Below are 12748 nucleotides of genomic sequence, written 5' to 3'. Positions count from 1 at the left end.
GGCGGCCCTGCCTTTTAACCGATGACGCAGATCAGAATTTGAACTTGATCGCGCCGCGATACGCCTGGTTGCGTACGTCCTTGCGCTCGACGGTCGTGTCGGCGCTGACCGACAGTTCGAGCATCCCGGTGGAATAGGACAGGCCCGCGGCGATCTCGCCCCAATTCTGGTCCTGGCTGCTCAACCGGAAGCCCGCCGGGGCCGTACCGCCGAAGAAATTGGCGGTGAAGACGCCCGGCTGGTCCTTGAAGTCATGGACGAAATAGGCCGAGGCGAAGGGCTTGAGCGTCTGGCCGCCGGCGATCTGCAGACCGGCACGGCCCTGAACGCTGTTGAGGTCGTACTTGCCGAAGCGCAACGCCCCGTCGCCACCCGTCTCCAGCGTCGGCGTGAAGCCGATGTGGTTGACGCGACCGGCGACGCGCGGCCCGATCTTGAAACCGCCCACGTCGAACATCTGCGCGAGACCGACCTCCGCCGACACCGCGAGCGCATTGTCGCGGCTGCGCAACGTCGAGGTGGTGTTGGCGATCGCCACCGTCCGACGCGTGCTCGCCTGGAACACGCCGCCGCCGATCTGCGCGTCGAGCACCTGTCCGGTCAGGCTCTGCGCCTTGGCGAACAACGTACCCTGGAACAGCTCGCCACGCGCGCTCTGCGCCACGCCGCCGGTCGTGCCGTCAAGCTTGGTATAGCCGACGCCGAAACCGACCACCCCGCTGTCGCCGACCTTGGCTTCGAGGCCGCTGACTACGTAGAAGCCATCGAAGTTGTCTCTTCCGCCGAAGGGGCGGGCGTCGCGGAGGCTGCGGCTGTCGCCGTCGACATAGCCGCCGGCGATGAAGACGTTGACGTTCTCAGGCAGCACGCCCTCGCGCACCGTCGTCGAGGTCGTGTCGCTTGCCGTCGCCTGCGTCGTCGGCAGGTCGCTCGCCATCAGCGAGGCGAACTGCAGCGGCTGGCCGGTCATGGTCAGCGTGCCGCCCGGCGTCTCGGCGGGGTCGATGCCGGCGAGATGCTGGCGATAGAAGCGTGACATGTTCTCGGTCGCGACCGTCCCCATGCCGTACTTCAGCGGCGTGGTACGCGGCGCAAGGCCCTCCAGCGTCGACTGGATCGTCGCCGCATTCTGGATGTCGAGCGTGCCGTACAGCCCCGACAGCGCATTGTAGTTGCTGGCGCGGTTGCGATCGAGCAGCCCGGCGAAGGCGGTCTGGATCGGCGTGTTCGCGACGACGCTGGCATAGGTGCCGGCGACGATGCGGGCCTGCACCGCATTCGCCGAATAGACGAACTGCGGGGTCAGGATCGCCGAGAGCGGGCTCGCCGTCTGGAAGGCGCCGGTGATGCCCCCCGCCGCGGTGACGATCGTATAGACGTCGTTGTAGCGGATCGTGTGTCCTGCAACCGGCGCGAAGCCGACCCGGCCGCCGACATTGGCGATACCGTCGGCGGTGCCGTTGCGCACCACCGCGACACGGTCCGAGGTGCCGTTCGGCCCGACATCGACCAGCAGCGTCCCCGCCGAGGCGAGGATGAGGTTGCCGCCGACGGTGAGCGTGCCGATCGTTCCCGCCGTCCCCGGCGCGATCATGCCCGACACGTTGGTGAAGAACGGCGCGTTGAAGCGGCCCGAACCGGTGATCGTGCCACCGAGGTTCATGTAATCGCCGCGGCTGGTGACGATGCCGTTGTTCTCGACGACGCCGGTGACCTGCGTGATGCCCATCAGGCTGGTCAGCGAGCCGGTCGAGGTCACCGCGAGCTTCGCCGTGCTGCCCGCGACGGTGAAGCGATCGATCGTCACCGCGGTGTTAAGCGTGGTGGTGCCCGCCGCCGTCAGCGACACATCGTAATAACGCGCCGCCGTTTTGGTGACGCGGTTGGGATCGACGTTGTTCGGCACGAAATTCGTCGCGCCGGGCAGGCCGTTGGCCAGCGTCGGTGCCGGCGTCGCCACGACGGCGGCCGGAGTCGCTTCACCGGCCTGCGCGACATTCTCGCCACCGGTCAGCAGGTCGGTTCCGACCTTGGTCGGCTGGCTGGCATTCACCGCGGCGGTGCCGAGCGTGGCACCGTCGCTCGTCGGGGTCGTGCCGGTGCCGGGCACCGGCTGGCCGTTTACATATTCGATGCCGGTCCTGATATCGACGCAGTCGCTCAGCGTCGCGCTCTCGAAGCAGACCTTGCCGAACTTGTTGGCATCGCCCGCGATTCCGGCCCCGGTCGTGGTCGGAACGCCGTTCGCGAGCTGGCCGCTGACGACGATCTGATAATTGGGATCGAGCGCCGTCACCCAGCGCGATGCGTCGGTCCACAGGCCGTCACCCGCCTTGGTCTGCGCATAGCGATACGGGTTGTTGGCGACGACATAGTCCCAGAACAGGTAGAGCGGCTGGTAGAAGCTCTCCGTCCCGTACGAACCGAACGGCTGCGCGCCGTAGAAGCGGCTGCCGCCCGAGAGCACGCCGATCACGACCTGCTTGGCGAAGGCGCGATCGAGGATCAGCGGACCACCCGAATCGCCGCCCGCCGTGGTGCCTTCGTTGGGAAGCGCATTGTCCTTGAAAAGGTTGAAATCATACGGGCTCTTGGCCGTCGTGCCGCGGCGCGGATCGTCCATGTCGAGCTGGTACAGGTTCTGCGGCAGCGTGCCGTTCGTCCCAAAGATAAAGGCGTCGCGGTCGTTGAACGAGCCCAGGATGCCGATCGTGTTTTCGGCGATACGGCGGCGGTAATCCACCGCCAGCGTGTCGCCGGTGGTCGTCGTCGCGGTGCCACTGCGGCCATAGCCGGTGATCGTCACGTGATAGCCGGTGCCGGTCGTGTCGCTGATCGTGGCGGGCGCCGGCAGCACCGAGAACAGCAGCGCCCAGGTCGGCACGTTGGCGGCGGGCGTGTCGAGCGTCGCGATCGCAACGTCGGCCTGCAGGAAGTTCTGCGCGAGGCCGAGCTTCAGCGAGTCGGCGTTATAGACGACCTGATTGACGTTGTAGAGGAAGTTGGCGGTGTTGGTCTTGAACTGATCGGGGTTGGCCGCGCCGCCGGTGACGGTCGGCAGATACCATGCGCGCACCGCGGGCAGGTTGTTCGCCTGGAAACCGAAAGCGATCGGAATGCCGCCGCCGGCCGAACCATATTGCCAAGGGTCCTGCGCACCGGTGCCGGCACTGTTCTCGTTTACGCAATGCGCCGCGAAGATCACGGTGCGGGGATTGATGAGCGTGCCGGTGCAGATTCCGATGCCGTCGGCATAAGCGATCGTCATGTTGCCGACGCCGTTGACGCTGGTGCCGAGATCGAGCGAGGTCGTCGAGGTGCCGGGCTGGCGGATGACGATGTTCGGCTCATTCTCGAGCGACGACAGCGGCAGCGCGCGATTCTGCTCGACCATCGCATCCAGATTGGCGAGCGGAGTCAGAGTCGCGCCATGTGCGATATCTTCGGCGAAGCTTGGCCGCTCGGAAAGGGCGATCGTTTCCAGACCGGACAGCGGCAGGCGCGCACCCGATTGCGCGATATTTTCGACACCGGTCGGCGCGCTCTGCGCCTGTGCGGCGGTCGGCAGTACGATGAGCGCGGTCGATGCAAGAAGCGCGCGACGCGCGACGCCACGGAATACGTTCCCAGACATGATGATTTCGGACCCCTGTACTTCCGGCCGCTCTCCCGCGCGGCCTGGATATTCGGGAGCGTATCGGCGGGACTATCCAAGTCAAGACGGGATCATTCCGATCGGCCGATGCGACCATTTTGGGTGAGACTGTAGACTGGAGGCCACACATCCGCCGCCGGACGTGGCACCTTGACTTTTGCCGCAGCGCAGCGCACATGGCGCATTATCGAGGCGTCATGCAGCGTGAACGGGTCGGCGCTTGCCAACCCCGGCTCCGCCTCGGTCGATATGCTCAGGGCTTCCCTATTCACGCGGGGTGTCATTTTCCCCGCCCCCTGCGAGCCGTTTCCCTGTCGACCAGGGATTCCGGCGCGCGGGTCAGGCCCGTTTTGAAGGTTATCATTTCATGTCATTCGCAAACCTCGGCCTCGCCGATCCCCTCGTCCGTGCGCTCGAAGCCAAGGGCTATACCACCCCCACCCCGATCCAGGCGCAGTCGATCCCGATCCTGCTCGAGGGCGGCGACCTGCTCGGCATCGCGCAGACCGGCACCGGCAAGACCGCGGCGTTCGTGCTGCCGTCGATCCAGCGCCTGACCGAGGCGAGCAAGCGCGTGCTGCCGACGCATTGCCGCATGCTGGTGCTCGCGCCGACGCGCGAGCTCGCCAGCCAGATCGCCGACAATGCGCGGGGCTATGGCCAGTTCAGCAAGCTGTCGGTCGCGACCGTGTTCGGCGGCACCAGCATCAACAAGAACCGGCAGGACCTGAGCCGCGGCGTCGACATCCTCGTCGCCACGCCGGGCCGCCTGATCGATCTGGTCGAGCAGGGCATTTGCAACCTGTCGATGATCGAGATCCTCGTGCTCGACGAAGCCGACCAGATGATGGACCTGGGCTTCATCCATGCGCTCAAGAAGATCGTCCGCATGATCCCGCGCAAGCGCCAGACCTTGTTCTTCTCGGCGACGATGCCGGTCGCGATCCGCGAGCTGGCCAACCAGTTCCTGCACGAGCCGAAGACGGTGTCGGTCGTTCCCGCATCGACCACCGCCGAGCGCGTCGACCAGTATGTCACCTTCGTCAATCAGTCGGAAAAGCAGGCGCTGCTGACGATCGTGTTGCAGGATCCGTCGATCAACCGCGCGCTGGTCTTCACGCGCACCAAGCATGGCGCCGACCGCGTCGTGAAGCTGCTCGCCGGCAACGGCATTCCGGCGAACGCGATCCACGGCAACAAGAGCCAGGGCCAGCGCGAGCGGGCCCTGGGCGAGTTCAAGGACGGCAAGACCAAGGTGCTGGTCGCGACCGATATCGCGGCGCGCGGCATCGACGTCTCGGGCGTCAGTCACGTCATCAACTTCGAACTGCCCAACGTCGCGGAGCAATACGTCCACCGCATCGGCCGTACCGCGCGTGCGGGGGCGAGCGGCATCGCCGTCGCCTTCTGCGCGGATGACGAGCGTCCGTACCTGAAGGACATCGAGAAGCTGACCCGCCAGAAGGTGGCGGTGCGGCCGTTGCCCGACAATTTCCAGGGCCTGTCGAACGAGATCAAAGCGACGCGCGTCAAGGCGATCGGTGCCGATCCCGCGCCGCGTGCCGACCTGCCGCGCGGCCAGCGCCAGCCGGCGCGCCCGCGCGCCACGCATGCGCCGACGGCGACGCGCAACTATGCCAATGCCAGCCGTGGCGGTGCCCGCGGCGGCAGCGGCGGCGGTTCGGGTGGCGGCCGTGGCGGTCGCTCGGGCGGCGGCGGCGGCCGCGGTCAGGGTGCCGGCGCGACGCGCTGACCCTTCCCGTTTCGCGGTGACGAACGGCCCGGTGAGCGACGCTCGCCGGGCCGTTTGCCGTCGGGGATGGCACCGGACGCGACGTTCAGGCATTCTTGCCTGAAAGGAGAGCCTTCATGGACGTATCCACCACCCCGCTTCCCGAACGCATCGCCCGCGTGCTCGCCGGGCAACGGATCAGTGCGAACGCCGGCGGCGATTGCGAGAGTGCGGGCGAGCAGGTGGACAGCGCCTGGCGCGATTATCTCGCCGATGCGCGCGCGGTGCTGCGGACGCTGCGCGAACCCGACCAGAAGATGGCCGCGGCGGGCGATCCGGCGATCTGGGAACGGATGGTGCTGGCGGCGATCGAGGAATCGAAACCGGTGACGGTGGTGCTGTAGGCGGCGCCTATGCCACCACGCTGAGCCACTCCGCCGTATCCGCCCGCCCGGCGCGCAGTGCGTTGGCGGGTGCGGCGACATCCTCGAACCCGATCGCGACGCCGCAGAACAGCATCCGCTCCGCCGGCAAGGCGAGCAGGCGTCCGACCGTCTCCGGATACATCGCCCAGCATTCCTGCGGACAGGTCGCCAGCCCGGCGTCGACCGCGAGCAGCATCAGCGTCTGCAGATACATGCCGAGGTCGGACCATTGCGGCGGCCCCATGGCGCGATCGACCGTACAGAAAAAGGCCGCAGGCGCGCCGAAGAAGCGGAAGTTGTCCGCGAACCAGCGCCGCCGCGCGTCGCGATCCGCGCGCGGGATGCCGAGATGGCCGTACAGCGCCTCGCCGATGTCCGACCGCCGCGTGCGATAGGGATCGTCGAGCGCGGGCGGATAGACCGGATAGGCCGGGGTTTCCGTCTCGCCCCGCGCGAGCTTCGCCGCCATGTCCGCCTTAAGCCGCGCCATCGCATCGCCCGCGACGATATGCACATGCCAGGGCTGGAGGTTGCCGCCCGACGGCGCCCGCGCCGCCGCCGCCGCCAGTTCGTGGAGGACGCTCATGTCCACCGGCGCATCGAGGAACCCGCGCACCGATCGCCGCGCCGCTATCGCCTGTCGCACCTGCATCCCGATCCCCTTTGCGATCCCCTTGCACTCGCCCCCGGATTAGGCGACACAGCATCGCAATAACAAGAGTTATGGAGAGGATGCGATGGCGGAAGCCTATATCGTCGAGGCGGTGCGGACCGCCGGCGGCCGGCGTGGTGGACGGTTGGCGGGGTGGCATCCGGCGGACATGGCGGCCGCGGTGCTGGATGCGATCGTCGCTCGCAGCGGCATCGACCCGGCGGCGGTCGAGGATGTCATCATGGGCTGCGTCAGCCAGGGCGGCGAACAAAGCTTTCAGGTCGGGCGCGGCGCGGTGCTGGCCTCGACCTTGCCGACCAGCGTGCCGGCGGTGACGATCGACCGGCAATGCGGATCGAGCCAGCAGGCGATCCAGTTCGCCGCGCAGGCGGTGATGAGCGGCTCGCAGGACGTGGTGATCGCCGCCGGCGTCGAGAGCATGACGCGCGTGCCGATGGGGTCGACCGGCGCGCTGTTCGCGCAGGCGGGGCTCGGCCGGGCGAAGAGCCCGCGGCAGGAGGCGCGCTTTCCCGACGTGCAGTTCAGCCAGTTCATGGGCGCCGAGATGATCGCGCGCAAATACGGTTTCGATCGCGCCGCGCTCGATGCCTATGCGCTGGAGAGCCATCGCCGTGCCGCCGCGGCGACCCAGGCGGGCGCCTTCGCGGACGAGATCGTCGCGCTGGAGGTGGAGACGCCCGACGGGGTGGTGCTGCACGACACCGACGAGGGCATCCGCTACGACGCGAGCGCGGAGACGATCGGTGCGGTGAAGCTGTTGCAGGAGGGCGGGACGGTGACCGCCGCCAATGCCAGCCAGATCTGCGACGGGGCGAGCGCGGTGCTGGTGGTCAGCGAGGCGGCGCTCAAGGCGCACGGGCTGACGCCGCTGGCGCGCATCCACAATCTGACCGTCACCGGCGGCGATCCGGTCATCATGCTGGAAGAGCCGCTGTTCGCGACCGACAGGGCGTTGCGCCGTGCGGGCATGCGGATCGCGGACATCGACCTGTACGAGGTCAACGAGGCGTTCGCGCCGGTGCCGCTCGCCTGGTTGCAACATGTCGGCGGCGATCCCGACCGGCTCAACGTCAACGGCGGGGCGATCGCGCTGGGCCATCCGCTCGGCGCGAGCGGCACCAAGCTGATGGCGACGTTGGTCCATGCGCTGCGCGCGCGCGGCGGACGCTATGGCCTGCAGACGATGTGCGAGGGCGGCGGGATCGCCAATGTGACGATCGTCGAGCGGCTGTGAGAGGGGAAGAGCAATGACCATCATCACCGACACCACCGCCGCGGTCGTCACCGGCGGGGCCTCCGGGCTCGGCGCGGCCACCGCGCGGGCGCTCGCCGCCAAGGGCGCGAAGGTCGCGATCTTCGACCTGCAGCGCGAGAAGGGCGAGGCGCTCGCGGCCGAGATCGGCGGGCTGTTCTGCGCGGTCGACGTCACCAGCGACGAGAGCGTCGATGCGGGCTTCGCCCGCGCACGCGACGCGCATGGCCAGGAATCGGTGCTGGTCTGCTGCGCCGGCACCGGCAATGCGGTGAAGACCGCCAGCCGGTCGAAGGAGGACGGCAGCGTCCGGCATTTCCCGCTGGAGGCGTTCAACTGGCTGGTCCAGATCAACCTCGTCGGCACGTTCCGCTGCGTCGCCAAATCGGCGGCGGGGATGCTGACGCTGGCGCCGGGCGACCATGGCGAGCGCGGCGCGATCGTGATGACCGCCAGCGTCGCCGCGGAGGACGGTCAGATCGGCCAGGCGGCCTATTCGGCGTCGAAGGGCGGCGTCGTCGGCATGACGCTGCCGATCGCGCGCGACCTGATGGGGGAAGGCATCCGGATCAACACGATCCTGCCGGGCATCTTCGACACGCCGCTGTTGCAGGGCGCGCCGCAGCCGGTGAAGGATGCGCTCGCCGCCAGCGTGCCCTTCCCCAAGCGGCTCGGCGATCCGACGGAATATGCGCACCTCGCGCTGACGCTGATCGAGAACGGCTATTTCAACGGCGAGGACATCCGGCTGGACGGCGGGATCCGGATGGCGCCGCGGTAACCCAAGCGTCTCACCCTCACCCTTCCGGCGCTACCGCGCCTCCCTCCCTCTCCCACCGGGAGAGGGAAAAAGACGGCGAAGCCGGCGAGAGGGTGAGGGTGAGGGTGAGGGTGAGGGTGAGGGTGAGGGTGAGGGTGAGCGCGTGGCGCCGCCCTCAATCGACGAACACCGGCGGTCGCTTGCCCATGTTGGCGGCGACCGCCTCCATCATGTTGGGCTTGCCGATCACCTTGAGCTGCTCCTCCGTCTCCGCCGCGAGCATGGCGCGCGGATCGGCGTCGTGCGCCATGTTGAGCAGCCGCTTGGCGCCGCGCACCGCATGCGGCGAGCGCGCGACGATCGCCTGCGCCAGCGCCATCGCCTCCGCCAGCGGGTCGGCCGTCAGCCGCGTCACGAAGCCGTGGCGCAGCGCCTCGTCGGCGTCGAATTCGCGTGCGGTATAGACGAGTTCGCGCAGCACGTCGTCACGGACCAGCCCGCGCCAGATCGGGAAGCCCGCCATGTCGGGCACCAACCCCCAGTGGGTTTCGCGGATCGCAAAGCGCGTCGTCGGCGCGGCGATGCGGATATCGGCACCCGACATGATCTGGAAACCGCCGCCGAACGCGACGCCATGGACTGCGGCGATCACCGGCATCGGCAATTGCCGCCAGCCCCAGGTGACGTGCTGCGGCAGGATGCTGCCTTGCGCGTTGCGCTCCTGCGAGGTGCCCGAACCGCCGCGCGCCATGCTCTCCATATCCAGGCCGGCGCAAAAGCCCCTGCCCTCGCCCGACAGGACGACGCAGCGTACGTCGGTGCGGTCGGCGAGCGCATCGATCGTCGCGCCGATCCCCTCGAACATCGCCGGGTCGATCGCGTTCATCTTGTCGGCGCGCGCGAGGCGGACGTCGGCGATCCCGCCGGTGACGGTGAGCGTGACGCGGTCGTTCATGGCATCTCTCCTTTTGCCGGCCTTGCTAGGCCAAGCGCCTGCGTTGCGCTACCGCCGTCAGCGTGTAGAGGAACCGGCATGAGCGGCTTCAACATCGACGCCTTCATGGCGCACCGGTTCGGTGGCCATGCCGGGACCCTGGGCATCGTCTATCACGGGCGCAGCGACGACAGCGCGAGCGACCGCTGGGTCGAACTGGCGCTGCCCTATGCCGAGACGCTGATCGGCGATCCCGCCAGCAGGGTGCTGGCCTCGGGACCGATTATCGCGCTGATGGACATGGCGACCAGCGTCGCGGTGTGGGTGCAGCGGGGAAAGTTCGCACCGCAGGCGACGCTGGACCTGCGCGTCGATTACCTCCGCCCCGCGGTGCCGGGCCGCACCGTGATCGGCCGCGGCGAATGCCTGAAGCTGACCCGATCGATCGCCTTCGTGCGCGGCATCGCCTATGACGAAAGCCCCGACGATCCGCTCGCGCATGTCGCCGGGACGTTCATGCTGATGGACGCGCCCGCGCCGGGGGCGAAGGCATGACGCCGCTGCTGACCCTGCCGCCCTATGCAGACCTGCTCGGCGTGACGCTGGAACCGCGCGAGGGCGAGGCGCCGGTGCTGGTCATGCCGTTCCGCGACGATGTGCTCGGCCGCCCCGGCTTCCTGCATGGCGGCGCGATCTCCGGCCTGCTCGAGGTCGCGGCGATCGTGTCGTTGCAGCATGCGCTGGCGGCGGAAGGCGGCGCCAAGGAACCGCCCGCCCGTATCAAGCCGGTCAACGTCACCGTCGACTTCATGCGCGGCGGCCGCGACAAGCCGACACATGCGGAAGGGATCGTCACCCGCCTCGGCACGCGCGTCGCGAATGTCGAGGCGATCGCGTGGCAGGACGATCGCACCAAACCGATCGCGCATGCGCGGATGAACTATCTGATCGCACGCGACTGATCCCCGTCGAGAGCCCCTCCTCTTCTCGAATCAGATGACATCAGATCGATCCGCATGTTCGTCATTGCGAGCGCAGCGAAGCAATCCAGAGCCGTACCAGGACGCCCTGGATTGCTTCGCTGCGCTCGCAATGACGGATCAGTTCGATGTCATCCCGCTCGAGCGAGAGGCTTTCGGAAGATCATCCCCGCGCCACCGCGGCCGCGTCGGCGATCTGTGCGTCGGTCGGGGTGACGCCGGTGTAGAGCACGAACTGCTCGACCGCCTGCAACGTGCCGATCGCAATGCCGGTGATCGTCCGCTTGCCCGCATCGCGTGCCACGCGCAGCAGCGGCGTCTCGGGGGGCAGCGCCACCGCGTCGAGCACCAGATCGGCGCTCGCGATGGTATCGCGTTCGAACGCCAACGCATCGGCGTCCGCGCCCTCCATGCCGAGCGGCGTGACATTGGCGAGCAGGCCCGCTGTCAGCGATCCGACCTCTGGCGCCCAGTCCCAGCCGACCGAATCGGCCAGCGCCCACCCGGCGGGTTCGTTGCGCGCCACGATCGTGCCGCGGGTCAGGCCGGCGCCGCGCAGCGCGGTCGCCACCGCCTTGCCCATGCCGCCCGATCCGCGCAGCAAAACGGTCGTATCGGCGGGCAGAGCGGCCTGTTCGACCAATGTCTTTACCGCGGAATAATCGGTGTTGTAGCCGGTCAGCCGGCCGCCATCGTTGACGATCGTGTTGACGCTGTCGATCGCCGCGGCCGAGCCCTTGAGCCCGTCGAGCAGCGGGATCACCGCCTCCTTGAACGGCATCGACACCGCGCAGCCCCTGATGCCGAGCGCACGGATGCCGCCGATCGCGGCGGGCAGGTCGGTGGTCGAGAAGGCCTTGTAGACGTAATCGAGCCCGGTCAGCTCGTAGAGCCGGTTATGGAACCGCGTGCCGAAATTGCTGGGGCGTGCCGAGAGCGACATGCACAGCAACGTGTCGCGGCCGATGAGGGGTTTGGTCATGATCGTCTTTCGTTCGGTTACGGCATGGTCCCCGGTTTTGCGCGCGAGGGCACGGCAAAGCGCTATAAGGCCGTCGTGTCCTCGCGCGCAAAACCTGATGCGCAGCCTGAACGACGACCGTCCTATTTCGCGGTCAGCCGGATCAACCGTCCCTGCGACTTGCCGCCGTCCTCGATCACCCAGATCGCGCCGTCCGGCCCCTGTTCGACGTCGCGGATGCGCGCGCCCATCGGCCATTGGTCGCCCTTCTTCGCGGTCTGCCCGTCGAGATCGACGCGGATCAGCGCCTGCGACGACAGACCGCCGATGAAGGCGTCGCCCTGCCATTGCGGGAACATCGACCCCGAATAGATCATCAGCCCGCCCGGCGAGATCACCGGATTCCACCAGACCTTGGGCGGTTCGTAACCGTCGCCCGGCGCATGATCGGGGATGTCGCGGCCATCGTAATGGCTGCCGTTCGACACGTTGGGATAGCCGTAGTTGCGGCCCGGCATGACGAGGTTCAGCTCGTCGCCGCCCTTCGGCCCCATCTCCTGCTCCCACAGCCGCCCCTGCGCGTCGAAGGCGATGCCGAGCAGGTTCCGATGGCCGTAGCTCCAGATTTCCGGCGCGAAGCCCTTAGCGACCAGCGGGTTGCCCGGCGCGGGCTTGCCGTCCAGCGTCAGGCGCAGCACCTTGCCGAGCGTCGCCTGCGGGTCCTGCGCGGGCGTGAACTTCTGACGTTCGCCGTTGGTGAAGAACAGCGAACTGCCGTCCGGCGAGAAGGCGATCCGGCCCGAATAATGGCCGCCGCCCGACACGAACGGCCGCGCGCGGAACAGCGCCTCGATCTCGCCGAGCCGCTCGCCGCCCGTGCCGCCGCCGTCGGGGCGCAGGCGCCCGCGCGCCAGGATCACACCCTTGCCGCCCTCACCCGCCGCGGAATAGCTGAAGTAGATGCGCTTGCTGGTCGCGAAATCGGGCGCCGGCACGACGTCCATCAACCCGCCCTGCCCCTCGGTATCGACGGTGATGGTGGCGATCGTCTGGCGGCGCTTGCCGTCGGCGGACAGCAGGATCATCTGCCCTGCCTTCTCGGTCACCAGAATCCTGTCGTCGGGCAGGAACGCCAGCGCCCAGGGCGAGACGAAGTCGGCGACGACCGTCTCGCGGAACGGCTTGGCGGAGGGAGGCGTCTCGCCCGCCTGTGCGCCGTCGCCGGCGGCGGGCGCGTTGCCGGAACAGGCGATGAGGGCGATCGGCAGGGTGGCGAGCAGGCTGAGGCGCATGGAGGTCTCCCGGTTGGTTGTGCGGCGAACGCGCGAGGGGTGCGATGGATGCTTGTTTCCACACCGGGTCGCGCGTATATGGCT

General features: G+C 68.2%; 11 protein-coding genes. 6 read left to right on the top strand and 5 right to left on the bottom strand.

The features are described 5' to 3' along the window. Nucleotides 1-31 precede the first annotated feature (31 nt). Entirely contained in the window at nucleotides 32-3634 is a 3603-nt protein-coding gene (locus B2515_RS12055) for an autotransporter domain-containing protein (protein WP_293876607.1), read from the bottom strand. A gap of 388 nt (nucleotides 3635-4022) precedes the next feature. Here B2515_RS12055 and B2515_RS12050 point away from each other — a divergent pair, with 388 nt between their 5' ends. Continuing rightward, nucleotides 4023-5408, top strand: a complete 1386-nt coding sequence (locus tag B2515_RS12050; RefSeq protein WP_293876606.1) for a DEAD/DEAH box helicase — start codon at nucleotides 4023-4025, stop codon at nucleotides 5406-5408. Between the two features lie 116 nt (nucleotides 5409-5524). After that, on the top strand, nucleotides 5525-5791 hold the full coding sequence (locus B2515_RS12045) for a hypothetical protein (protein ID WP_293876605.1): 267 nt from the start codon (nucleotides 5525-5527) through the stop codon (nucleotides 5789-5791). 7 nt (nucleotides 5792-5798) lie between these two features. Here the strand turns inward: B2515_RS12045 and B2515_RS12040 are convergent, their stop codons facing one another. After that, nucleotides 5799-6464, bottom strand: a complete 666-nt coding sequence (locus B2515_RS12040) for a nitroreductase (protein ID WP_293876604.1) — start codon at nucleotides 6462-6464, stop codon at nucleotides 5799-5801. A gap of 85 nt (nucleotides 6465-6549) precedes the next feature. Here B2515_RS12040 and B2515_RS12035 point away from each other — a divergent pair, with 85 nt between their 5' ends. Continuing rightward, a complete protein-coding gene (locus B2515_RS12035; protein WP_293876602.1) occupies nucleotides 6550-7719 on the top strand; it encodes an acetyl-CoA C-acetyltransferase in 1170 nt (389 codons plus the stop codon). Nucleotides 7720-7732: 13 nt separating this feature from the next. Continuing rightward, entirely contained in the window at nucleotides 7733-8518 is a 786-nt protein-coding gene (locus B2515_RS12030; protein ID WP_293876600.1) for an SDR family oxidoreductase, read from the top strand. A 154-nt stretch (nucleotides 8519-8672) separates the two neighbouring features. On the opposite strand, the gene B2515_RS12025 is transcribed toward B2515_RS12030, so the two are convergent. Then, a complete protein-coding gene (locus B2515_RS12025) occupies nucleotides 8673-9452 on the bottom strand; it encodes a crotonase/enoyl-CoA hydratase family protein (protein WP_293876598.1) in 780 nt (259 codons plus the stop codon). 78 nt (nucleotides 9453-9530) lie between these two features. Here B2515_RS12025 and B2515_RS12020 point away from each other — a divergent pair, with 78 nt between their 5' ends. Further along, nucleotides 9531-9986, top strand: coding sequence for a PaaI family thioesterase (locus tag B2515_RS12020; RefSeq protein ID WP_293876596.1), 456 nt, complete (start codon nucleotides 9531-9533; stop codon nucleotides 9984-9986). Then, nucleotides 9983-10393, top strand: coding sequence for a PaaI family thioesterase (locus tag B2515_RS12015; RefSeq protein WP_293876594.1), 411 nt, complete (start codon nucleotides 9983-9985; stop codon nucleotides 10391-10393). The genes B2515_RS12020 and B2515_RS12015 overlap by 4 nt, the downstream gene beginning before the upstream one ends. A 181-nt stretch (nucleotides 10394-10574) precedes the next feature. Here B2515_RS12015 and B2515_RS12010 read toward each other — a convergent pair whose 3' ends face one another. Both B2515_RS12010 and B2515_RS12005 read right to left on the bottom strand, forming a co-directional pair. Next, complete coding sequence (locus tag B2515_RS12010) at nucleotides 10575-11393, bottom strand: shikimate 5-dehydrogenase (RefSeq protein WP_293876592.1); 819 nt, start codon at nucleotides 11391-11393, stop codon at nucleotides 10575-10577. Nucleotides 11394-11515: 122 nt separating this feature from the next. Continuing rightward, the gene (locus B2515_RS12005; RefSeq protein WP_293876591.1) at nucleotides 11516-12664 is read right to left on the bottom strand and encodes a PQQ-dependent sugar dehydrogenase; all 1149 of its coding nucleotides are present in this window, start codon (nucleotides 12662-12664) and stop codon (nucleotides 11516-11518) included. Between the last annotated feature and the right edge of the window lie 84 nt (nucleotides 12665-12748).

Source organism: Sphingomonas sp. UBA978, from assembly GCF_002292295.1.
Lineage (GTDB): Bacteria > Pseudomonadota > Alphaproteobacteria > Sphingomonadales > Sphingomonadaceae > Sphingomonas.
The sequence above is the reverse complement of the archived record's forward strand: the minus strand, read 5'-3'. Positions and strand labels throughout refer to the sequence as shown.

What these genes read in the sequence shown, in the direction of transcription:
- B2515_RS12005 (WP_293876591.1), bottom strand. Translation starts at nt 12,664, where the DNA reads ATGCGCCTCAGCCTGCTCGCCACCCTGCCGATCGCCCTCATCGCCTGT.
- B2515_RS12055 (WP_293876607.1), bottom strand. Translation starts at nt 3,634, where the DNA reads ATGTCTGGGAACGTATTCCGTGGCGTCGCGCGTCGCGCGCTTCTTGCA.
- B2515_RS12040 (WP_293876604.1), bottom strand. Translation starts at nt 6,464, where the DNA reads ATGCAGGTGCGACAGGCGATAGCGGCGCGGCGATCGGTGCGCGGGTTC.
- B2515_RS12030 (WP_293876600.1), top strand. Translation starts at nt 7,733, where the DNA reads ATGACCATCATCACCGACACCACCGCCGCGGTCGTCACCGGCGGGGCC.
- B2515_RS12025 (WP_293876598.1), bottom strand. Translation starts at nt 9,452, where the DNA reads ATGAACGACCGCGTCACGCTCACCGTCACCGGCGGGATCGCCGACGTC.
- B2515_RS12020 (WP_293876596.1), top strand. Translation starts at nt 9,531, where the DNA reads ATGAGCGGCTTCAACATCGACGCCTTCATGGCGCACCGGTTCGGTGGC.
- B2515_RS12045 (WP_293876605.1), top strand. Translation starts at nt 5,525, where the DNA reads ATGGACGTATCCACCACCCCGCTTCCCGAACGCATCGCCCGCGTGCTC.
- B2515_RS12035 (WP_293876602.1), top strand. Translation starts at nt 6,550, where the DNA reads ATGGCGGAAGCCTATATCGTCGAGGCGGTGCGGACCGCCGGCGGCCGG.
- B2515_RS12050 (WP_293876606.1), top strand. Translation starts at nt 4,023, where the DNA reads ATGTCATTCGCAAACCTCGGCCTCGCCGATCCCCTCGTCCGTGCGCTC.
- B2515_RS12015 (WP_293876594.1), top strand. Translation starts at nt 9,983, where the DNA reads ATGACGCCGCTGCTGACCCTGCCGCCCTATGCAGACCTGCTCGGCGTG.
- B2515_RS12010 (WP_293876592.1), bottom strand. Translation starts at nt 11,393, where the DNA reads ATGACCAAACCCCTCATCGGCCGCGACACGTTGCTGTGCATGTCGCTC.